This window comes from Nonomuraea angiospora (assembly GCF_014873145.1).
GTDB lineage: Bacteria > Actinomycetota > Actinomycetes > Streptosporangiales > Streptosporangiaceae > Nonomuraea > Nonomuraea angiospora.
Window position 1 is genome coordinate 10,481,976 of record NZ_JADBEK010000001.1, and the last position, 19,276, is coordinate 10,501,251.

The window sequence follows — 19,276 nt, forward strand, 5'->3', positions numbered from 1 at the left end:
GGTGGTCCCAGGCTCATCACGCTCCCCGTGAAGCAGGCCGCCCCCGAACCCTCGCTCCTACCGGCACAACGGGGGGATCGGCCGGTTGGTTCCAAGAGTAGGGGTGACCCCTGACTTGTCCCTGATTCAACCCTGCATCGCCTGCAATTCGCTTAAAGGATCTTTTACCGTTGCGGGCATGGGACGAATTCTGCTGATCATCGCGGCCGTCGTGGCCGCACTCGTACTCCTCGGGCCCCTTGTGGGCTTCGCTCTCACGCTGCTCAAGTGGGGACTGATCATCGGCGCCGTGGCGTTCGGGGTCATGCTCGTGTCGAAGTGGGCCCAAAGGAAGTCAGCACAGAGGACATAGCATCCTGGCGTTTCCCCAGGCATAGTTGTGTGATGGAGGCGCGGCCGGCGGTCGACGATGCCGCGCTCGGGCGCGAGGCACTGGCCGTGCTCGAGGCGAACTGGACAGGCACGGGCACCGTGCCCGCGCCAGGTCTCTATCCGCACCAATGGAGCTGGGACTCCGCGTTCGTCGTCATCGGTCTGGCCAGGCACCGGCCGGACCGGGCCCGCGACGAGCTGCTCAGCCTGCTGCGGGGGCAGTGGGCGACCGGGATGGTGCCGCACATCGTCTTCCACACGCGCGAGGCGTACTTCCCGGGGCCGTCCGTGTGGCGCTCGCAGGAGCACGAGGCCGCGCCACGCGTGCTCACCTCGGGGCTCACCTCGCCGCCGCTGCACGCGCTGGCGCTGTGGTGGTTCTACCGGCACACCGGGGATGTCGAGTTCGTCAGGAAGGCGTACCCGGCGCTGGTGGCCCAGCACGCCTACCTCTCCTCGGCCCGCGATCTCGGCGGCGCGGGCCTGGCGGCGATCGTGCACCCCTGGGAGTCGGGCATGGACGACAGCCCCTCCTGGGACGAGCCCCTGAACGCGCTGCCCGCGATCAGGTACGGCTACCGCCACCTGGAGCTGGAGCAGCGTCACCCCGACAGCGACCACGACCGCTACGTCTGGCTGGCCATGCGCTACCGGGACGCCGGATACAGGGCCGAATACCTGCGGGACGAGCATCCGTTCGCGATCGAGGACCCGATGTTCAACGGGATCTGGCTGGCCTCCTGCCAGGCCCTGGCCGAGCTGGCGCCGCTGGCGGGCGCCGACCCCGTACCCCACGCCGAGCAGGCCGACCGCATCAGGCAGGCCATGCTCGACCGCCTGTGGGACGGCTGCTTCTACGCCCGCGACCTGCGGACCGACCGGCTGATCCGGGTCTGCACGGTGGGCGGGTTCGGGCCGCTGCTGGATCCCGGGCTGCCCAGCGACCGCCTGCACGCGGCGGTGGAGGTGCTGGAGTCGGCCAGGTTCATGGGGGCCACCGGCTATCCGGTGCCGAGCTGCGAGATCCGGGCGCCCCAGTTCGACCGTACGCGCTACTGGCGCGGCCCCTCCTGGGTGAACACCAACTGGCTGCTGCGCCGGGCCGCGGCCGTGCACTCGCTCGACCAGCTCGGCCGGCAGCTCGCCAACGGCACCCTGCGCCTGGTCCGGCAGGCCGGCTTCCGGGAGTGCTTCGACCCCTTCGACGGCAGCGGGCGCGGGTGCCGGGACTTCTCCTGGAGCGCGGCGCTCACCCTCGATCTGCTCGCCGATAACGTGGAGGAATGAGCATTTTCCGCCGCCTGCCCGCCGATGTGCGCAAGTCCCTGGCCACCGAGCCCGGGGAGCGGGTGCTGACGTTCGCCGCCGGGGCCGACTCCGGCCACGTGGTGGCCACGAACCTCGCCCTCTACCTGACGGACGGGACGCGGGTGCCGTACGAGCAGGTCGACAAGGCGTCCTGGGACGAGGACGGGGTGCGGATCCTGACCACGGACGGCACGTGGCACGCCGAGCGGATCACCGAGCCGCGGATGCTGCCCGAGACCGTGCGGGAGCGCGTCAACTCCACGATCGTGGTCAACAAGCACGTGAAGCTCCCGGGGAGGGGCGGCGTGCGGCTGGTGGCCAGGCGCCGGCCCGACGGTGAGGTGCGCGAGTGGACCTTCGTCTTCGACGACGGCCTCGACCCCGAGGACCCGGGCCTGCGCGCGCAGGCCGAACAGGCCCTGGAAGGGCTGCGGCGGAGCATGGGCGTGTGACGCCCCTGGAAGGGTTACGGCAGAGCATGGGCGTGTGACGCCCGCCTAGCTGTGGACGCCCGTACGGAGCCGTGTGGGGCGCCCACGCCCATGCCCTGCTCTGCCCGATCAGTAAGGAATGCCGCTCTCGCGGGCCTTCTTGTCCACGATGTCCTCTTCAGGCCAGCCCGTGCCCGTGTCGGGATGGTGGTCGTCGGCGCTGAGGAACGGGATGCGGTGTTGCAACGTCGCCCCCACCTTCGACTTGGCCACCCCGGCCAGCCTCGACGCCTGCGCGCCCACCACCCCGGCGACCTCCTGCACCCTGGGGCTGTCGGCGACACGCTGGGCCGTCCGCTTGATCTGTTCGTACCGCTCGCGTCCGGCCCGGCTGCCCAGCACGTAGCCGATCGCCATACCCACAGCGAATGTCACTCGATAACGCATTTTTCACCTCCGCTGTCTCCGGGCCTACCCCGCTTACGATGCGACACGCACTCCAGGAGTGCGCTAATCTATTCCTGCGCACGACGAAGGAGCCAACAGCCCCGACCAAATGCGCAGACGCACGATCCCGCGTAGCTCAACGGCAGAGCAGCCGGCTGTTAACCGGCAGGTTATAGGTTCGAGTCCTATCGCGGGAGCTTCGGTTCCACAGCCAGGCCCCCTTCCTGATCAAGGACAGGGGGCCTGAGTCGTTCCGGGAGCCACTACCCGGTCTGGTCGCCGTTTCCGAAGACACTTCCCCCTTCACAACCTGATCGGCTGCAGGTGGTTTGATGTCGGTCCTGCAAGGTGGTGCGGGTGCCGTCATACGTCGGCCGGGCGCTTGGTCTTGGTGCCGGCGAGCAGGGCCTTGAGCGTTGCGGGGTTGCTCGGCGGCCGCCGGCGGGGCGATCACGGCAACGGACGTGATCGCATATCCGCCTGCGATGATCAGTCAAGCCAGATCGGGGCCTCTCGCGTTTGCGGGGTCAGGAGGGGCGTTTGGCGAGGACGCCGGTCAGGGCCCAGCCGAGGCCGACGACGACGCCGCCGACGATGGCGACGACGCCGACCCCGCCGGTCTCGAGCAGCGCGAGCAGGGCGATCACCACCCCGTAGACCACGGTCAGGGCGAGCATCAGGCGGAGATACGTCTTCTGGTTCATACGCACACGATCGCGCGGCGCGGGACAGTGGTCTGTCCCCCGATCGGTGGACATGTCCCCGGTAAAATGCCGATCATGGGCAGTCCCGTGGACGCGCGGGCGGAGAACGCCTGGTTGCCGTCCTACCCCTTCTGGGACGCGTACTTCGCGATCGTGCTGATCGCGACCATCATCACCATCGTGGTGGACGACGGGGCGCCGGTCGCCGTCATCCTGCTGCTCCTGATCACCGTCTCGTACGCGCTGTGGGGCCGCAAGGCCGTACGGGCGCCGGTCGCCCCCACCAAGGAGGGCTGGTGGCACGCCGCCGCGATGATCGTCCTGTTCACCGCGGCCGACCTGCTCGCGCCGCAGTCCGCCGTCGCGCTGTCGGCGCTGATCCCCATGGCGTTCATGGCGCTGCGGCGGGCGCGGGCCGTGGCCGTGACGGTTGCCATGTTCACCGGGCCCGCGATCCAGCTCATGGCCGAGAACGGCTCGCACCCGCTGCTGATCGCGGTGGCGATCGTGCTCGGGCTGTCGGCCAGCACGCTGCTGGGGGTGTTCATCGACCGGCTCGGGCGGCAGAACACCGAGCGGGCCCGGCTGATCGCGGAGCTCGACCGCACCCGGGAGGAGCTGGCCGAGGTGAGCACGGAGGCCGGGATGCTGGCCGAACGCGAGCGGCTGGCCGGTGACATCCACGACACGCTGGCCCAGGGGTTCGCGAGCATCGTGATGCTGCTGCAGGCCGCGGGGGACGGACACGACCCGTACGTGCGGCGCGCCATGGAGACGGCCAAGGACAACCTGTCCGAGACCCGCGCGCTCATCGCCGCCCTGGCGCCGCCCGCGCTGGAGGGCGCCTCGCTGGAGGAGGCGCTGGGGCGGCTGGCCAAGAGGTTCGAGCTGCCCGTGGAGGTGAGCGTCGCCGGGGCCGCCGACGTGCCCGCCCTCGTGGCGGAGGCGCTGGTGCGGGCCGCCCAGGAAGGGCTGGCCAACGTACGCAAGCACGCCCGCGCCCGCTCCGTACGGCTGGCCCTCGAACACGTGCCGGGCCCGGCCGTACGGATGTCGATCGCCGACGACGGGTGCGGCTTCCACCCCTCAACCGGCGGCGACGGGTACGGCCTGCGCGTGATGCGCAACCGGGTGACCCGGCTCGGCGGCACCGTCCGGATCACCGGCTCGCCCGGCCAGGGGACCACGCTCGCGGTGGAGCTGCCGTGCTCAGGGTGATGATCGTCGACGACCACCCGATCGTCCGCGAGGGGCTGCGCGGGATGCTGCTGGCCGAGCCGGACCTGGAGGTGGTCGGCGAGGCCGGCTCGGGGGACGAGGCCGTGGTCGTCGTGCCCCTGCTGCGGCCCGACGTGATCCTCATGGACCTGCGCATGCCGGGCGGGGACGGCGTCAGCGCGATCGAACGGCTGGGGCCCGGCCACCGGGTCATCGTGCTGACGACGTACGAGGACGACGGGGAGATCCTGCGGGCCGTCTCCGCGGGTGCGGCCGGATACCTGCTGAAGGACGTGTCGCGGGCGGACCTGGCGTCGGCCGTGCGGGCGGCGGCCGGCGGCCGGACGGTGCTCTCGCCCTCGGTCGCGGCGCGGCTGGCCGGGCGGCGGCCCGCCGCGCCGGTGCTGTCGGAGCGGGAGCGGGAGGTCCTGGAGCTGGTGGCCCAGGGGCTCACGAACGGGGAGATCGGCAGGCGGCTGTTCATCGGGGAGGCGACGGTCAAGACGTACCTGCTGCGGGTGTTCGGCAAGCTGGGCGTCTCCGACCGCACCTCGGCCGTCCTGGCCGCGCTGGACCTCGGCCTCGTCCACCGCCGCCCCTGACCCGCCCGAGGGCGAAGGCGAGGGGAATGGGCCGTCAGAGGGCGTTCCTGAAGGGCTCTTCGGGTGTCTTAAGCCCCGCTTCAGGTGCGTCGCGCCACCCTCGGGCTGTCTCATCGACTCGGGGAAGGAGACCCCAATGTTCAAGCGACGCGCCGCCGTCATCCTCACCGCCGCCACCCTCGGGCTGGCCGGCATGGCCGGGTCCGCGCTGGCCGACGACGGTCCGATCGAGGTGCGGGGCGAAGGGCTGGTCAGGGTACACGGCGAGCCGGACCTCCCGGCCGGACCGCTCACGTGCTGGCTGACCGACGGCAAGGTCGTCAAGTTCTCCAAGGCCAGGGTGGCCGAGCTCGTGGATGAGGAGTACATCGAGCCGGCCCGGCCCGTGACCGTGGACGGCGTGACGACCGTGCCCGCGGACCGGCTGTCGATCAGCGTGCCGGCCGGGGAGCTGCCGCGCGAGGTCAAGGCCGGCAAGCGGTGGCACCGCAGCCGCGTCATCCACCTCACGTGCGTGTGGAGGGACCGCGCGGGCCGGTAGCCGCTGAACGCGCCCCGGAGCCTGCCGGAGATGTTGCCGGTGCAGTGCCGGTGCAGTGCCGGGGCAGCAACTGGCGCGGTGTCGGGAAGCGCCGGCGCGGTGCCGGGGCGCGTTCATTTCGTCGTTTGGCGGGACAAAGCTGGGAGTGGCTGGTAAGGATGGGTTACCGGTCCTGAGGGCCGGGAGCCGCGGGCAGGTCCACGGGGGCGAGGAGAGGGCGCCGCCACCAGGACGTGTCGCCGACCCGGAATCGGCGGGGCGATCCGACGACGGAGAAGTGTGGATTGCCGCGTGCGTACCTGGATCACGAACCTGCGCCCCTTCGATGCACTGACCGTGCAGGCAGTGCTTGAGCGAACCACCGACCTCCGCGAGGCGGAGCGCTTCATCAGGCTCTTCCACGCCGAGAACCCCCAGGCCGGAGGCCTGCAGGCCCGGCTGCGTGACGTCTCGAGAGACGTGGCCCGCCACGGGACCTACACGCACACGTACGAGGAGCTGGAGTTCGGCGCCCGGGTGGCCTGGCGCAACAGCAACCGGTGCATCGGGCGGCTCTACTGGCGCTCGCTGAAGGTGCGCGACCGCAGGCAGGTGAGCACGGCCGAGGGGGTCGCCCTGGAGTGCGTCGAGCATCTGCGGGTGGCCACCGGGAACGGCAGGATCAGGCCCACCGTGACCGTCCTGCCGCCCGACACGCCGGCGCTGCGCGGCCCCCGGATCCTGAACGACCAGCTCATCCGGTACGCGGGCCACCGCACCCAGGAGGGCCGCATCGTGGGGGACCGGCGCAACGCGGAGCTCACCGACCTGGCCAAGGCGCTGGGCTGGCAGGGCAGGTCCGGCCGGTTCGACGTGCTGCCGCTGATCATCCAGCCGAGCCTGGGCGATCCGCTGCTGTGCAACCTGCCGGGGGACGCCGTGCTGGAGGTGCCGCTGACGCATCCGGAATATCAGTGGTTCGAGGAGCTGGGCCTGCGCTGGCACGCCGTACCAGCTATTTCCGATATGTGCCTGGAGATCGGCGGCATCTGCTACCCGTGCGCGCCCTTCAACGGCTGGTACATGGGCACCGAGATCGGCGCCCGCAACTTCGCGGACGCCGACAGGTACGACCAGCTCAAGGTCGTCGCGGAGCGGCTCGGGCTGGACACCTCGACCGAGCGGACCCTGTGGCGGGACCACGCGCTGGTGGAGCTGAACGTGGCGGTGCTGCACTCGTTCGAGCGGGCGGGGGTCACGATGACCGATCACCACACCGAGTCGCGCCGTTTCCTCACCCACCTGTCGCGCGAGGAGAAGGCCGGGCGCGTCTGCCCGGCGGACTGGTCGTGGATCGTGCCCCCGATGTCGGGCGGCGTCACCCCCGTCTTCCACCGCTACTACGACACCAGCGTCCTGAGCCCGGCCTTCGTCCATCACCGCCAGCCGCCGTCCTTGCCTTCTGCGCCTAGAACATGGTTCGGTTAGCGCATGGCAGAACTCGTGCTCTCATCCCTCGACCAGGGCGTACTCACGCTGACCTTCAACCGTCCCGACACCCTCAACGCGTGGACGGACGCCCTGGGACGGCGCTACTTCGACCTGCTGGCGCAGGCCGAGAAGGACCCGGAGGTGCGGGCCGTCGTGGTCACGGGCGCGGGCAAGGGGTTCTGCTCGGGGGCGGACTTCGAGGCGCTGGCGGCGATCCGGAACGGCACCTACGACCAGGAGCCCGACCCGCGGCCCAACACGTTCCCGACCACCGTCGGAAAGCCGATCATCGCGGCCGTCAACGGGGCCTGCGCGGGGCTGGGCATGGTGCACGCGCTCGTCTGCGACCTCGTCTTCACGGCCGCGGACGCCAAGTGGACCACGGCGTTCCCGCGCCGGGGGCTGATCGCCGAGTACGGGCTGTCATGGGTGCTGCCCAGGCTGATCGGGCAGCAGCGGGCCATGGACGTCCTGCTGTCGGGGCGGGTGTTCACCGGGGCCGAGGCGTACGAGCTCGGGCTGGTCAACCGGGCGGTGACGGGGGAGGGCGTGCTCTCCGAGGCGCAGGCGTACGCCCGGGAGCTCGCGGCCTACAGCTCGCCGGCGTCGATGGCGGTGATCAAGCGGCAGGTGTGGCACGACTGGGACGCCACCCTGGAGGACTCCGCCGCGGCGGCCGTCCGGGAGATGGTCGCCTCCTTCGGCCGCCCCGACTTCGCGGAGGGCGTCGCCAGTTTCCTGGAGCGACGCCCGCCGAACTTCCCACCCCTGTAAACAGCTCAGGCCAGGCGGTGGGCGCCGCGGGCCGGGGTGGTGGTCAGGAAGCGCGGAGCCTGGAAGCCGTGCTCCGCGTACGCGCCGGTCACCGACTCCTCGACACTGGCGAGGCGGTCCACCGGCACCAGGGCGATGGCGGAGCCGCCGAAGCCGCCGCCCGTCATCCGGGCGCCGCGCGCCCCGCCCTTGACGGCGGCCTCGACGGCGACGTCCAGCTCCGGCGAGGAGACCTCGTACTGGTCACGGAGCGACAGGTGCGAGGCGTTGAGGAGGGCGCCGATCTCGGCGACGGCGCCCGCGCGCAGCAGGCCGATGAGGGCCTCGACGCGGTGGTTCTCGGTGACGATGTGCATCGTGCGCTTGCGCTCGTCGCCCTGGAGCTGGTCGAGGGCCGCGGCCAGGTCCGTGACGTCGCGCAGGGCCGGGACGCCGAGCTTGCGGGCCGCGGACTCGCACTCGGCGCGGCGCTTGGCGTACTCGCCGTCGGCGTGCTGGTGGTGGACCTGCGTGTCGATGATCAGCATGCTCAGCCCGTGGGCGGCCAGGTCGAGCGGGATGTTGCGGGAGGCGAGCGAGCGGCAGTCGAGGAACAGCGCGTGGCCCTCCTGGCACAGCGCCGAGGCGGCCTGGTCCATGATGCCGCAGGGCATGCCGACGAAGTCGTTCTCGGCCTTCTGGCTGAGCAGGGCGATCTCCATGGGCGTCAGGCCCAGGCCGTGCAGGTCGTTGAGCGCCGAGGCGACCGCCACCTCGAGGGCGGCGCTGGAGCTGAGGCCCGCTCCCTGCGGGACGTCGCCGTCGATCGCGATGTCCGCGCCCCGCACGCGCTCGCCCAGCATGGCGAAGACGCCGACGACGTAGCGCGTCCAGCCCGCCGACTGGTCGTGGCTCGCAATGGTGACGGGCTCGCCGGGGGCCTGGAGGGAGAGGAGCCGGATGGTGTCGTCCGTACGCGGCGTGATCGCGGCCGTGACGCCCCACGGCACGGCGAACGGGAGGACGAAGCCGTCGTTGTAGTCGGTGTGCTCGCCGATCAGGTTGACCCGGCCGGGCGCACGCCAGACGGTCTGGGGGGCCGCGCCGTAGGCGGCACGGAAAGCTTCAACAACGCGCATAATCGAACACTCCTCAACACAGGCTCGACCGTAGACTAGCGCCATGGAAGAGCTCCTGGATCCCGGGCTCGGCCGGGTCCGGTTGTTCCTGATGAACGACGACAACAAACCCCGCAAACTCCGCTACAACCTGGGCCATTCCCGCCTGCTGACCTTCGGCGGGGCATACTCCAACCACATCAGGGCCGTGGCCGAGGCGGGGCGGCGGCACGGGATCGAGACCATCGGGGTCATCCGGGGCGAGGAGCACCTGCCGCTCAACCCCTCGCTCGCCCACGCCAGGGCGTGCGGGATGACCCTGACCTACCTCGACCGGGCCTCCTACCGGCTCAAGCACACCGAGGGCGTGCTGGCGGGGCTGCGGGCGCGCTGGGGCGACGACGTGGCGATCCTGCCCGAGGGCGGGAGCAACGCGGCCGCCGTGCGCGGGTGCGCCGAGCTGCCGGGGGAGATCTCCGCGGAGTACGACGTCATCTGCTGCCCGGTCGGCACCGGCGGGACGCTGGCCGGGATCTCGGCGGGGCTGCCGGAGGGGAAGCGGGCGATCGGGTTCGCGGTGCTGAAGGGGGCGGGCTTCCTCGCGGGCGAGGTGGCCAGGCTGCAGCGGGAGGCGTACGGGCGCACCTGGGCGAACTGGGAGCTCAACCTGGACTACCACTTCGGCGGCTACGCCAAGTCAACTCCCGCCTTGGACGCATTTATCGGGAAATATCGTGTCGAAGGCATCTATGTGGCCAAGATGCTCTACGGGATCCTCGACCTCGCCCGGCAGGGCGCCTTCCCCGACGGCACCCGCATCGTCGCCGTGATCACCGGTCAGCCCTCCACGCCCGTCTCGGCGTGAGCGGCCCCCACCGGCTTCGACTCGGGTGACCCCCGCTGCCGCAGGTAGATCGAGAGCACCACCATCGACAGCACCGCGAGCAGCTCCGACTGCCAGTTCTGCAGGGTCCGGTCCCAGAACTCCGGCGCGGTCACGTACGACCACCACGAGAGCGGGTCGCGCAGGTCGCCGAGCCGATCCGAGTTGTACGCCGCCTGCCCCGTCACCGACTGCGCCAGCCACGACAGGACGAAGATGGCCCCCATCACCAGCCCCAGCGAGTTGCTGTAGACCCACAGCCTGGCCCCGCCGGCCCTAGCCCACCGGGGAGAGCGCGGCCCGGCATGCGCCCCGATCCCCTGCTCCTCGTCGGACTCCGTCCCCACCCGGTCCATCTCCTTGGACTCGGGCGACCCCTTCTGCACGAGCCAGACGGTCAGCATGATGTACAGCAGGAACTGCAGGTACTCCGACTGCCAGTTCTCCGAGACGTCCACCGCGAACGGCGACGACGTCACGTACTGCGCGAACGAGACCGGCTGTGCCCCCTCGGCCCGCTGCACGTCGTTGTACTCCAGCAGCCCGGCCACGGCCTGGCCGCCCAGCGAGAGCAGGAACATGACGAGGAACGCCAGCGCCAGCGAGTTCTCCCTGACCCACCTCATAGCCGCGAGAGGCCCACGACGAAGAAGAACGCCAGGCCGACCACGATGATCAGCATGGTGAGCGTGAACATGACCCGCATCAGTCCTCCACCTCGCAGTCGTAGGGGAGGTCGCGCACCGGCTCGCACCCGGCGGCCTTGACCCGCCAGCCGTCGGTGAAGCGGTGCAGGAAGAGCGTGTCGCCGGCCAGCCGCACCTGGGCGGCGTCTCCCCACACGCTGACCGAGGTGACGGCCCCGCCCGGCCCCAGCTTCGCCTCGCGCAGCGCCTCGGCGCAGGTCTGGCCGGGATCGGGGAGCTTCTCGGCGGTCTTGCGGGTGAGCATCGCGCACGCGGCGTCCTCGTGGTGCGCGGAGAGTGCCGCGTGGAAGCGCTCGGCCGCCCGCGCCGGGGCGGTCGTGTCAGGAGCGCAGCCCACGGCGACCAGCACGAGCGCCGGCCAGATGAGCAGGTTCCTCATAGACCTCCGCTACCCACGGATCATCCGCGCATGCTAGCCGCCGAGTTGGTCGAGGACCGGTGAGACCAGCGCGTTCAGCTCGCGGGTCAGCACCACCACCGCCCGGTGCGCGCGCTGCTCGACCTCGTCGTGCGGCCCCTCGGGCTCGGCCGGCAGGTCGTCCAGGGGCACGGGCACCTCCAGGAGCAGCGAGGCCCGCAGGAACGGGTGCCGGGCCAGGTCCTGCTGGGACGGCTCGACGTACTGGCCGAAGGTCTCCTGCCAGCCCAGCCACCCCCGGTCGCGCCACCAGGCCCGCGAGCGGGTCAGCTCCTCGGGCAGCGGCGAGACGACCCTGACCCGCGCGTAGAGGGAGCCGTCCCAGGTGTTGCGGTGGCAGGTGGCGTCGAGCACGCGCCGGTCCCACCGCACGTAGCCGGGGGTCAGCGCCGGCGGCGTGGCCAGCCGCCACGCGGCGCACGCGAACCTGACGGGGGCGATGTCGCCCCATTCAAACTCTTCGAGATTCTTGCGAACGTGTACGGCATAGCGCCCGTCACGGTCTCTGTCGAACTCTTGATCGATCCAGAACGCCTTGCCCATGAGGACTACGCTACGGCCTCCCCGCCCGGCCGGGGCTCCATGAGCACGCGCCATCTCCACAAATGGCCTGTGACAGACGTGACACATGTGTAGCTTTTTCACATTGTTGGATGACTTTGGAGTGAGCAATGGCGTCAGAACAGCTCGACGCGGCCATGGGCCACTGGAAAGCGGGAGACCTCGACCAGGCCGCCGCGCTGTTCAGGCAGATCGCGGCCACAGGCGACCCGGAGGCCTCCCACCTGCTGGCGGGTCTGCTGCAGGAGCAGGGGGACCTCGACGGCGCCGAGGCGGCGCACCGGTCGGTGATCCAGTCGGGCGACCCCGTGTTCGGGCAGCGCTCGGCCATCGCCATGGGCATGATGCTGGTCGTGGCCAAGGAGTGGCCGGCGGCGCACCGGGTGCTGACGATCGCGTCCGACGGGGCCGACTTCGAGGTGGCCGCGCTCGCCGACACCGCGCTGGTGCTGGTGCTCACCCAGCTCGGCGACGTGGAGGGCGCGAAGGAGGCGCTGGAGCGGGCCCGCAGGTGTAACAGCCAGGCGGTGGCCGAGCTGGCCGAGCGGCTGGAGCTGCCCGAGTTCCACGTCCAGGACCCGGCCTCGGCCCGCGAGCTGTATGAGGAGGCGGAGGACGAGGAAGACTTCCAGGCGCTGCTGACCTGCGGCGACCCCGACGTGGTGTCGCTGTCGGCCTTCCGGCTGTACCAGATCTACGCCGAGGAGGAGGAGTTCGAGCAGGCCAGGCAGGTGTGCGAGCACGCCATCGCCGTCGGGCACCCCGACCACCTGGCCATGGCGCACAAGCTGCTCGGCGCGGTGCTGGTGGACCTGGGCGAGTACGCCGAGTCCGCCGCCGCCTACCGCGTGGCCGCCGAGGACCCGAGGCCCGACCTCCGGCTGCCGTCGCTGATCGAGCTGGCCAAGGTGACCGCGTCGCTGGGCGACGTGGAGGAGACCAAGGCGATCTTCCGCCGGGTGATCGCCAGCGGGCAGCGCGAGTACGTCGTGCAGGCCCAGGCGTGCCTGGCCCAGATGCACGTCGAGGCGGGCGAGACGGCCGAGGCGCTGGCCGCGCTGCGCGCGGTGCTGGAGGCGGGCGAGGACGAGTGGGCGTCGATCTGCGTCACCCTGCTCGGCCTGCTGCTCGACCAGCCGTCGCTCGACCAGCATCCGGACGTGTACGACGAGGCCATGGAGCTGGCGCGGTTCGCGGCCGGGCACGACGACCCCGACGCCGCGTTCAAGGCCACGCTGCTCCTCGAGCACGCCGCGAGGCAGCAGCCGCTGGCCGACCCCGTCGAGGAGCAGGCGCTCCAGGACACCGACGAGGGGCTGGCCCGCCTGCAGGCCGGTGACGTGGCCGGGGCCAGGCGGCTGCTGCGCGGGGCCGCCGACTCGGGCGCGGCCACGCAGTCGCTCAGGGCCATGGCGACGCTGGCCCAGCTGGAGATCGGCGAGGGCGACCGGGAGCAGGCCGACGAGCTGCTCGCGTACGTGGCCGAGGGCGAGGACGTGCTCCAGGGCTTCAGCGCGGCCTTCCTGCTGCACCTGCTGCGCGAGTCGGGCGAGGAGCCGCACCCCGTGCTGGCCGCGATGCTCGACCACCAGCGACTGGGCAGGGAGGAGGGGCTGGTCCGCTACCGCGCGGCCATGGACCATCCCGATCCCGCCGTCGCCGCGATCGGCGCCGCCGTGTTCGGCCAGGTGCTGGCCTCCATCGGGTACGACCTGTCGGACGCGGCCAAGCTGTTCGAGTCGGCGGCCGAGAGCGGGGACCCGCTGGCGCTGTCGTACACGGCGGTGATCTGCAAGGAGGTGCTGTCCGACGAGGAGGCCGCGCTCGAGCTGCTGCGCCGGGCCACGGCGGAGGGGCATCCGGTGCTGGCGCCGTGGGTGGGGTACGCGCTGGGCGAGCTCGTCGCGGAGCACGACCTGGGCGAGGCGCGGGCCGCGTACACGACGGCCCTGGACGGCGGCAACCGCGGACTGCGGAGCGAGGCGGCCGCCTCGCTGCTCACGGTGCTGGAGCGGCAGGGCGACCTGCTGGCCGTCTGCCGGCTGCACGAGAGGCAGATCGAGGAGGAGACCTCCGCGGACGCCCGCTCGCGCAGCGCCTGGCTGCTCGGGCTGCACCGGGTGCGGGTCGACGACCTCGCCGCCGCGCGGGCGGCCTTCGACCTGGCGACAGGGGAGCCGGAGGAGATGGGGCGCTTCGCCCGGTTCCTGCTCGACCGGGACCTCGACGCCGCCGCCGAGGCGCTCGCGGAGATCGACGACGAGGGCAACATGTTCCTGGTGAGCATGCTGGCCATGGAGAGCGCGCACGCCTGGCAGCGGCGCGGCGAGATCGCCGCCGCCGACGCGGCGCTCTCGCTGGTGCTGGCCGCCGGGCACCCCAGCTACCGGCAGGAGGCGGGCTGCTACCTCGGCGCGCTGCGGAACGAGGCGGGGGACAAGCGCGGGGCGCTGGAGGCGTGGGAGCGGGTCGCGGAGGGCGACAACGAGCGCCTGGCCGCCATCACGCTGCGCGACATCGGGCAGGTGCGCCAGGAGCTCGGGCTGCTGGCCGAGGCGGCCGCCGCCTACCGGGGGGCGCTCGGGGAGCTCGGCGAGGCGCGCAGGAAGGACGCGACCGTGCGGCTCGCCGAGGTGCTCGTGGCGAGCGGGGCGGCGCAGGAGGCCGGCGAGCTGATGACGGAGGAGTTCGGCGCGGCCGGGCGGCTCCGGTTCGCCGGCGTGCTGCGCGATCACGGTGACCTGAGCGCCGCCGTGTCCCTGCTGACGCCCGGCTCGGGCGACGCGGTGGAGGAGCTGCTGCTCGGGGAGCTGCTGGCCGGGACGGGCGACGTGGCCGGGGCGCGGGAGGCGTTCGAGCGCGCCGTGGCCGCCGGCCCCGAGTCCGCGTCCGGCACTCTGGTGTCGGCGGGCCGGGCGCTGGCCGGGGCGGACGACGACTACGCCCGCTCCGCCTACGAGCGGGTCGTCGCCCTGGACGACGACGAGTGGTTCACGGCCGTCGCCCGCGTCCGGCTCGGCACGGCCTCGGCCAAGGAACGCGGATGGGTGCTGGCCGACGACGGCGACCGGGAGGGGGCGGTCGCGGCGCTGGCCGAGTTCGCCGGGTCGGAGCTGATGGCCGAGGTGCTGCTCGCGCTCGAGGAGGCCGACGCGAAGGCCGTACGCCGGCTGGTGGCCGCGGCGGACCCGCAGGACCGGCGGGAACCGCTCGCCGAGACCCTTGAGCGGGCCCGCGGGCTGGACGAGCACGCGGCCGCGGCGCTCTGCCGGGTGGTCGTCGAGCTGGGCGAGCCCGACCTCGCCGCGCAGGCCGCGGTGGACCTCGGCGTGGTCCTCGCCGAGCGCGGCCACCACTGCCGGGCCGAGCTGAGCACCCTGCCCGCCACCGAGCACCCGCGCACGGCCGAGATGGCCTGGCGCAACATCGCCATCCTGCGCCACCGCCGCGGCGACCTCGACGGGGCGATCGAGGCGGCCCGCGCCGCGATGCCCGCCACCGCCGTCGTGCTGGCCGACCTCCTCAACGAGCGGGGCGACACCGACGGCGTACGCGAGGCGCTGACCGCCGGGGCGGCGGCCGGGGACCTCGAGAGCGAGCGCCACCTGATCGCCCACCTGCTCCTCGTGGAGGACCACGACGCCGTGGTGGAGGAGGCCGAGCGGGCGATCGGCACCGGCGACCCCGAGACCGTGTCGATGGGCTACTGGGCGTGGGGCGACGCCTGCAAGGCGCGGGACGACCTGGAGAACGCGGCCCTCATGTACCGGCGGGGCGTGGAGACCGGCTTCCCCGGCACCGCGGCAGGCATCCGCGTGGACCTCGCCCAGGCCCTGCGCGGGCTGGGCGACGCGGCCGGCGCCGTCCGGGAGGTGCGGCTGGCCATGGAGTCCGGCGCGCCCGACGCGGTGGACCGGGGCGGCGTGCAGCTCGGCATCTGGCTGTACGAGGAGGACGACCACATGGGCGCCGCCCAGGCGTTCGCGGCCGCCGCGGGCGCCGGCTCCGAGGTCGCGGCGGGCAACCTGCGGGTGCTCGCCCACCAGGCGTCCGACCGCGGCGAGCACGACCTGGCCGTGCGGATCCTGCGGCTGATGGGCGACGAGGCCGCCGCCGTGGCGCGCGAGCTGGGCGGGCGGTGCGAGGACCCGCTCGCCGTGCGGGCCTACTTCGAGCTGGCCGGGCGGGGGGCGTTCACCGAGCTGGACGTCGCCGACCGGCTGGCCGAGCTGGGCGAGCACGCCGAGGCCCGGGCGACCTACGAACGGCTCAGCCGGCACGACGACGCGGACGTACGATTCGTCGCCGGCGGCAGGCTGCTCGAACTGCTCGACGACGAGGGGGACGCCGAGGCGTTCTTCGACGTCGCGCAGCGGGCGGCGGCCGACGCCGACAGCCCCATCCGCGGGGTGTTCGGGAGCCTGCTCGGCATGCTGCAGGGCGACCGCGGAGACACCGAGGCGTCCCTGGACACGTTGCGGGAGGCGGCGGCCGGGGGCGAGCCCATCGCGCTGGCCACGCTCGCGCAGACGCTGGTCGGGGCCGGGCTGGTGGACGAGGGGCGGGAGGCGTACCTGCGGGTGCTCGACGCCGGCGACGCCGACCTCGCGGCCCGGGCGGCGATCGCGCTGGGGCAGACGTACCACGAGGAGGACGAGGAACGGGCCCGGCAGTGGTACCTGCGGGGCGTCGAGGAGGCCGAGGGACACTACAGCGCGCTCGCGGCGATGTACCTGGGCGCGCTGGCCAAGCGGAACCGGGACTTCCCCGAGGCGCTCACCTGGTACCAGCGGGTCATCGACGCCGGCGACACCGAGTCGGGGCTGGCCGCGGCGCACCTCGGCGAGCTGTGCTACTGGCTCGGCGACCACGACGGCGCGCTGCGCTACTACGAGCTCACGCTGGGGCTGACCGAGCAGGCCGACCTGGTGGCCGAGGCCGCCTGCCGGATGGGGGAGATCAGGTACGCGCGGGGCGACATGGAGCTGGCCCGGCGGCTGCTGGTGACGGCGGTGGAGACCGGCGACCCGTCCTTCGCCTCCCCGGCCTCGTCACTGCTGGCCAAGATCGGGTAAGCCCGGCCGGGCCCGCCGCCGGGGTCGGCGGGCCCGACCGGGACCGCCTCAGTTCACGCGGGTGACCCGGCCCAGGGCCGGGGCCTGCAGCGGGCTCTTCGCCCGGATGTAGGACTCGAACGCCTCGATGTCGCGCACCTTCTCCACCCGGTCGGTGCCCTCGGTCAGCACCGAGAAGCCGTCGCCGCCGGTCGCGATGAAGGAGTTGGCGCTCAGGCGATACTTCGCGGCCGGGTCGACGACGGTCCCGTTGAGCTTGACGGTGGCCGGGTCGATCCGGTCGCAGGCCGGCTTGGCGTTGTCGTAGGTGTAGGTGAGCCCCTGGGAGATGCCGAGCACGCGCGCGGTGCCCTGGCCGCACCACTGCTGCTCCAGCAGCCGCTCCAGCTGCGCGCCGGTGAGCGTCATGGTGACGAGCATGTTGGCGAACGGCTGCACGCGCAGCGCCTTGCCGTGCGTCACCAGGTTGGCCATCTCATTGCCGGTGGGATTGACGATCAGGTCGCCGCCGATGCCGCCGCCGTAGGGCGGCTGGATCGCGATCTGGGCGCCGCCGTTCTCCGGGGCCGAGGTGGCGAAGAGCCGGGCGTCGGCCAGGGCGTGGCCGATGGTCGACTCGCCGGCGGCGTTGCGCTGGGCGGTCAGGTCGCGGGCGAGCAGGCCGACCGGCCGGTCCAGCAGCTTCTGCCCCTGCTCGTCGGTCCTGCGGCGCAGGGCGGCGATCTGGCCGTCCGGCTTGATGTCGTGGGTGACGGTGAGGTTCTCGGCCTTGGAGGCGGTCGGGTTGCCGGTCGCCCGGTCCACGGTGAGGACGATCTTGGTGAGCTCGCGCGTGTGGCCCGACGTCTGGGTGACCGGGATGCCGTTGATCACGCAGTTGTACGCGTTGTGCGTGTGCCCGGAGATCACCGCGTCGACCTCGGGGTCGAACCGCTGCACGATGTCCTTGATCGGCCCGGCCAGGTTGTCGCACCGGTTGGGCAGCCCGCCGCCGGTCTGGCCGCCGCCCTGGTGGATCAGCACCACGATGGTCCGCACGCCCTTGGCCTTGAGCTCGGCCGCGTACGTGTTGACCGCCTCGGCCTCGTCGCGTCCCTCCAGCGGCGCGGTGGGTCCGGGGGCCTCGTTCAGCGTGTTCTTGTAGCTGACGCCGATGATGCCGACCTTGACGCCCTTGACCTGCTTCACGATGTAGGGGGTCATCGCGGGCTTGCCGGTGGTGGTGTCGACGATGTTGGCGCCCAGGTACGGGAAGCCGGCGCCCTTGAAGCCCGGGAGCGCGCACCCTTCGATCGGGTGGCAGCCGCCGTTCTCCATCCGGCGGAACTCGGCCAGGCCCTCGTCGAACTCGTGGTTGCCGACGCTGGAGGCGTCCAGGCGCATCAGGTTGAGCGCCTGGATGCCCGGCTCGTCGTGCAGGGCGGTGGCGTTCATGGTGCTGGAGGAGATGTTGTCGCCGGCCGAGAGCCGCAGCGTGCCGTCGGGGTTGTCGCGCTGGAGCCGGTCCAGGTGGGCGGCCAGGTATTCGGCGCCGCCCGCCGGGACCGGCCCGGACGGCGTCATGGCGAAGCTGGTCGGGAAGCCGGAGTGGAAGTCGTTGAAGGCCAGTAACTGGATGTCCACCGCGTCGGCGCGGGTGGGCAGCAGGCCGGCGCTCCCGAGCACCAGCGCCAGGAGGAAGTTCCGCATGGCCTCGAAAGTGACATACTCCCAATAGCTCACACAAGGGGGAAATTTTCTAACATCGTCCGTTCAATGTGAACTATTGACATACATGTCGGAAAGCGGGAGGGTTCCTCCCATGTCACCGATCCTGGCCAGAATCCGGGGGGTCGAGCCCACCCTCACCGCGACCCACCGGCGCATCGCCGAGATGATCCTGGCCGACCCCGCCGCCGTGGCCGCCTCGACCATCGGCGAGCTGGCGGAGCGGTGCGGCACCTCGCTCACCACCGTCACCCGCTTCTGCCGCGAGCTGGGCCTGGCCGGCTACCCCGAGCTCAGGCTGGCGCTGGCGGCCGAGCTCGGGCGCAACGACGCGACCCCGCGCGAGCAGAGCCTGATCGCCTTCTCGCCGGACGACCCCGCGAGCCTGGTGCTGCGCAGCCTGCTGGCCAGCGACATGCGCGCGATGGAGGAGACGGCGGCCCAGCTCGACCTGGAGGCGGTGGACCGGGCGGTCTCCGCCCTGGTGGGCGCCAGGTTCATCGACTTCTTCGCGGTCGCCGGCAGCGCCGGCGTGGCCATGGACCTGCACCTGCGGCTGCACGCCATCGGCCGGCCGGGCGCGCTGTGGACCGACGTGCACAGCGCCGTCTGCAGCGCCAACGCGCGCGACGGTCAAGACGTGGCGCTCGGCATCTCCCACTCGGGCACCACGGCCGAGGTCGTCGAGCCGCTGGCCATCGCCAGGAAACGCGGCGCCACCACGATCGCGGTCACCAACTTCCCCCGCAGCCCGCTCGCCGAGGCCGCCGACATCATCCTCACCACCGCCGCGCAGGACACCCCCTTCCGCGCCGGCGGGGTGGCCGCCCGCCACACCCAGATGCTCGTCCTGGACTGCCTCTACATCGGCGTCGTCCAGCGCACCCACGAGACCAGCAACCAGCTGCTGACCGCCGCCACCGACGCGGTCGCCAAGCACCGCCTGCCCCCACGCTAGGAG

At 72.1% G+C, this 19,276-nt stretch carries 18 protein-coding genes and 1 tRNA gene; 12 read left to right on the top strand and 7 right to left on the bottom strand.

Going from position 1 to position 19,276, the window contains the following annotated elements:
• Window positions 1-178: 178 nt before the first annotated feature.
• From H4W80_RS48365 to H4W80_RS48375, 3 genes are read left to right on the top strand one after another with little or no spacing between them, the layout of a single operon-like run.
• Window positions 179-352 carry a hypothetical protein gene (locus H4W80_RS48365; protein ID WP_192791219.1) on the top strand — a complete coding sequence of 58 codons (174 nt, stop codon included), beginning with the start codon at window positions 179-181 and terminating at the stop codon, window positions 350-352.
• 32 nt (window positions 353-384) lie between these two features.
• On the top strand, window positions 385-1,659 hold the full coding sequence (locus tag H4W80_RS48370) for an amylo-alpha-1,6-glucosidase (protein WP_192791220.1): 1,275 nt from the start codon (window positions 385-387) through the stop codon (window positions 1,657-1,659).
• Window positions 1,656-2,132, top strand: coding sequence for a hypothetical protein (locus tag H4W80_RS48375; RefSeq protein WP_192791221.1), 477 nt, complete (start codon window positions 1,656-1,658; stop codon window positions 2,130-2,132). Before H4W80_RS48370 ends, H4W80_RS48375 begins: the two co-directional genes overlap by 4 nt.
• 108 nt (window positions 2,133-2,240) lie before the next feature.
• Here the strand turns inward: H4W80_RS48375 and H4W80_RS48380 are convergent, their stop codons facing one another.
• On the bottom strand, window positions 2,241-2,558 hold the full coding sequence (locus H4W80_RS48380; protein WP_192791222.1) for a YtxH domain-containing protein: 318 nt from the start codon (window positions 2,556-2,558) through the stop codon (window positions 2,241-2,243).
• Between the two features lie 125 nt (window positions 2,559-2,683).
• Here H4W80_RS48380 and H4W80_RS48385 point away from each other — a divergent pair.
• A tRNA-Asn gene (locus H4W80_RS48385) sits at window positions 2,684-2,755 on the top strand.
• Between the two features lie 330 nt (window positions 2,756-3,085).
• Here the strand turns inward: H4W80_RS48385 and H4W80_RS48390 are convergent.
• Window positions 3,086-3,262, bottom strand: a complete 177-nt coding sequence (locus H4W80_RS48390; RefSeq protein WP_192791223.1) for a hypothetical protein — start codon at window positions 3,260-3,262, stop codon at window positions 3,086-3,088.
• A gap of 75 nt (window positions 3,263-3,337) precedes the next feature.
• Between H4W80_RS48390 and H4W80_RS48395 the strand changes: the two genes are divergently transcribed.
• The 5 genes from H4W80_RS48395 (at window position 3,338) to H4W80_RS48415 (ending at window position 7,867) form a co-directional block, all read left to right on the top strand.
• A complete protein-coding gene (locus tag H4W80_RS48395) occupies window positions 3,338-4,480 on the top strand; it encodes a sensor histidine kinase (protein ID WP_192791224.1) in 1,143 nt (380 codons plus the stop codon).
• Entirely contained in the window at window positions 4,468-5,082 is a 615-nt protein-coding gene (locus tag H4W80_RS48400) for a response regulator (RefSeq protein WP_192791225.1), read from the top strand. Before H4W80_RS48395 ends, H4W80_RS48400 begins: the two co-directional genes overlap by 13 nt.
• Before the next feature lie 136 nt (window positions 5,083-5,218).
• Complete coding sequence (locus H4W80_RS48405) at window positions 5,219-5,623, top strand: hypothetical protein (protein ID WP_192791226.1); 405 nt, start codon at window positions 5,219-5,221, stop codon at window positions 5,621-5,623.
• A 345-nt stretch (window positions 5,624-5,968) separates the two neighbouring features.
• Window positions 5,969-7,090: a nitric oxide synthase oxygenase gene (locus H4W80_RS48410; protein WP_318787401.1), complete on the top strand. Its 1,122-nt coding sequence runs from the start codon at window positions 5,969-5,971 to the stop codon at window positions 7,088-7,090.
• Window positions 7,091-7,093: 3 nt separating this feature from the next.
• A complete protein-coding gene (locus tag H4W80_RS48415; protein WP_192791228.1) occupies window positions 7,094-7,867 on the top strand; it encodes an enoyl-CoA hydratase-related protein in 774 nt (257 codons plus the stop codon).
• 5 nt (window positions 7,868-7,872) lie between these two features.
• On the opposite strand, the gene galK is transcribed toward H4W80_RS48415, so the two are convergent.
• Entirely contained in the window at window positions 7,873-8,985 is a 1,113-nt protein-coding gene (gene galK / locus H4W80_RS48420; protein ID WP_192791229.1) for a galactokinase, read from the bottom strand.
• 43 nt (window positions 8,986-9,028) lie between these two features.
• On the opposite strand from galK, the gene H4W80_RS48425 reads away from it, so the two are divergent.
• Complete coding sequence (locus H4W80_RS48425; protein ID WP_192791230.1) at window positions 9,029-9,829, top strand: 1-aminocyclopropane-1-carboxylate deaminase/D-cysteine desulfhydrase; 801 nt, start codon at window positions 9,029-9,031, stop codon at window positions 9,827-9,829.
• Here the strand turns inward: H4W80_RS48425 and H4W80_RS48430 are convergent.
• From H4W80_RS48430 to H4W80_RS48440, 3 genes are all read right to left on the bottom strand, one after another.
• Window positions 9,802-10,473 (bottom strand): DUF6766 family protein, encoded by a 672-nt coding sequence (locus H4W80_RS48430; RefSeq protein ID WP_192791231.1) that lies wholly within the window; start codon window positions 10,471-10,473, stop codon window positions 9,802-9,804. The genes H4W80_RS48425 and H4W80_RS48430 overlap by 28 nt on opposite strands.
• Window positions 10,474-10,552: 79 nt before the next feature.
• Window positions 10,553-10,933, bottom strand: coding sequence for a hypothetical protein (locus tag H4W80_RS48435; protein WP_192791232.1), 381 nt, complete (start codon window positions 10,931-10,933; stop codon window positions 10,553-10,555).
• A 33-nt stretch (window positions 10,934-10,966) separates the two neighbouring features.
• Window positions 10,967-11,515: a hypothetical protein gene (locus tag H4W80_RS48440; RefSeq protein WP_192791233.1), complete on the bottom strand. Its 549-nt coding sequence runs from the start codon at window positions 11,513-11,515 to the stop codon at window positions 10,967-10,969.
• Window positions 11,516-11,643: 128 nt separating this feature from the next.
• Between H4W80_RS48440 and H4W80_RS48445 the strand changes: the two genes are divergently transcribed.
• The gene (locus tag H4W80_RS48445) at window positions 11,644-16,608 is read left to right on the top strand and encodes a tetratricopeptide repeat protein (RefSeq protein WP_192791234.1); all 4,965 of its coding nucleotides are present in this window, start codon (window positions 11,644-11,646) and stop codon (window positions 16,606-16,608) included.
• Between the two features lie 48 nt (window positions 16,609-16,656).
• On the opposite strand, the gene H4W80_RS48450 is transcribed toward H4W80_RS48445, so the two are convergent.
• Window positions 16,657-18,297: a bifunctional metallophosphatase/5'-nucleotidase gene (locus H4W80_RS48450; protein ID WP_192791235.1), complete on the bottom strand. Its 1,641-nt coding sequence runs from the start codon at window positions 18,295-18,297 to the stop codon at window positions 16,657-16,659.
• A 112-nt stretch (window positions 18,298-18,409) separates the two neighbouring features.
• On the opposite strand from H4W80_RS48450, the gene H4W80_RS48455 reads away from it, so the two are divergent.
• Window positions 18,410-19,273 (top strand): MurR/RpiR family transcriptional regulator, encoded by an 864-nt coding sequence (locus H4W80_RS48455; protein WP_225964075.1) that lies wholly within the window; start codon window positions 18,410-18,412, stop codon window positions 19,271-19,273.
• Window positions 19,274-19,276 lie beyond the last annotated feature (3 nt).

Coding starts and splice junctions, on each gene's coding strand:
- H4W80_RS48430 (WP_192791231.1), bottom strand. CDS start 10,473: ATGAGGTGGGTCAGGGAGAACTCGCTGGCGCTGGCGTTCCTCGTCATG.
- H4W80_RS48415 (WP_192791228.1), top strand. CDS start 7,094: ATGGCAGAACTCGTGCTCTCATCCCTCGACCAGGGCGTACTCACGCTG.
- H4W80_RS48435 (WP_192791232.1), bottom strand. CDS start 10,933: ATGAGGAACCTGCTCATCTGGCCGGCGCTCGTGCTGGTCGCCGTGGGC.
- H4W80_RS48370 (WP_192791220.1), top strand. CDS start 385: ATGGAGGCGCGGCCGGCGGTCGACGATGCCGCGCTCGGGCGCGAGGCA.
- H4W80_RS48455 (WP_225964075.1), top strand. CDS start 18,410: ATGTCACCGATCCTGGCCAGAATCCGGGGGGTCGAGCCCACCCTCACC.
- H4W80_RS48390 (WP_192791223.1), bottom strand. CDS start 3,262: ATGAACCAGAAGACGTATCTCCGCCTGATGCTCGCCCTGACCGTGGTC.
- H4W80_RS48450 (WP_192791235.1), bottom strand. CDS start 18,297: ATGCGGAACTTCCTCCTGGCGCTGGTGCTCGGGAGCGCCGGCCTGCTG.
- H4W80_RS48395 (WP_192791224.1), top strand. CDS start 3,338: ATGGGCAGTCCCGTGGACGCGCGGGCGGAGAACGCCTGGTTGCCGTCC.
- H4W80_RS48440 (WP_192791233.1), bottom strand. CDS start 11,515: ATGGGCAAGGCGTTCTGGATCGATCAAGAGTTCGACAGAGACCGTGAC.
- H4W80_RS48425 (WP_192791230.1), top strand. CDS start 9,029: ATGGAAGAGCTCCTGGATCCCGGGCTCGGCCGGGTCCGGTTGTTCCTG.
- galK (WP_192791229.1), bottom strand. CDS start 8,985: ATGCGCGTTGTTGAAGCTTTCCGTGCCGCCTACGGCGCGGCCCCCCAG.
- H4W80_RS48365 (WP_192791219.1), top strand. CDS start 179: ATGGGACGAATTCTGCTGATCATCGCGGCCGTCGTGGCCGCACTCGTA.
- H4W80_RS48375 (WP_192791221.1), top strand. CDS start 1,656: ATGAGCATTTTCCGCCGCCTGCCCGCCGATGTGCGCAAGTCCCTGGCC.
- H4W80_RS48405 (WP_192791226.1), top strand. CDS start 5,219: ATGTTCAAGCGACGCGCCGCCGTCATCCTCACCGCCGCCACCCTCGGG.
- H4W80_RS48445 (WP_192791234.1), top strand. CDS start 11,644: ATGGCGTCAGAACAGCTCGACGCGGCCATGGGCCACTGGAAAGCGGGA.
- H4W80_RS48380 (WP_192791222.1), bottom strand. CDS start 2,558: ATGCGTTATCGAGTGACATTCGCTGTGGGTATGGCGATCGGCTACGTG.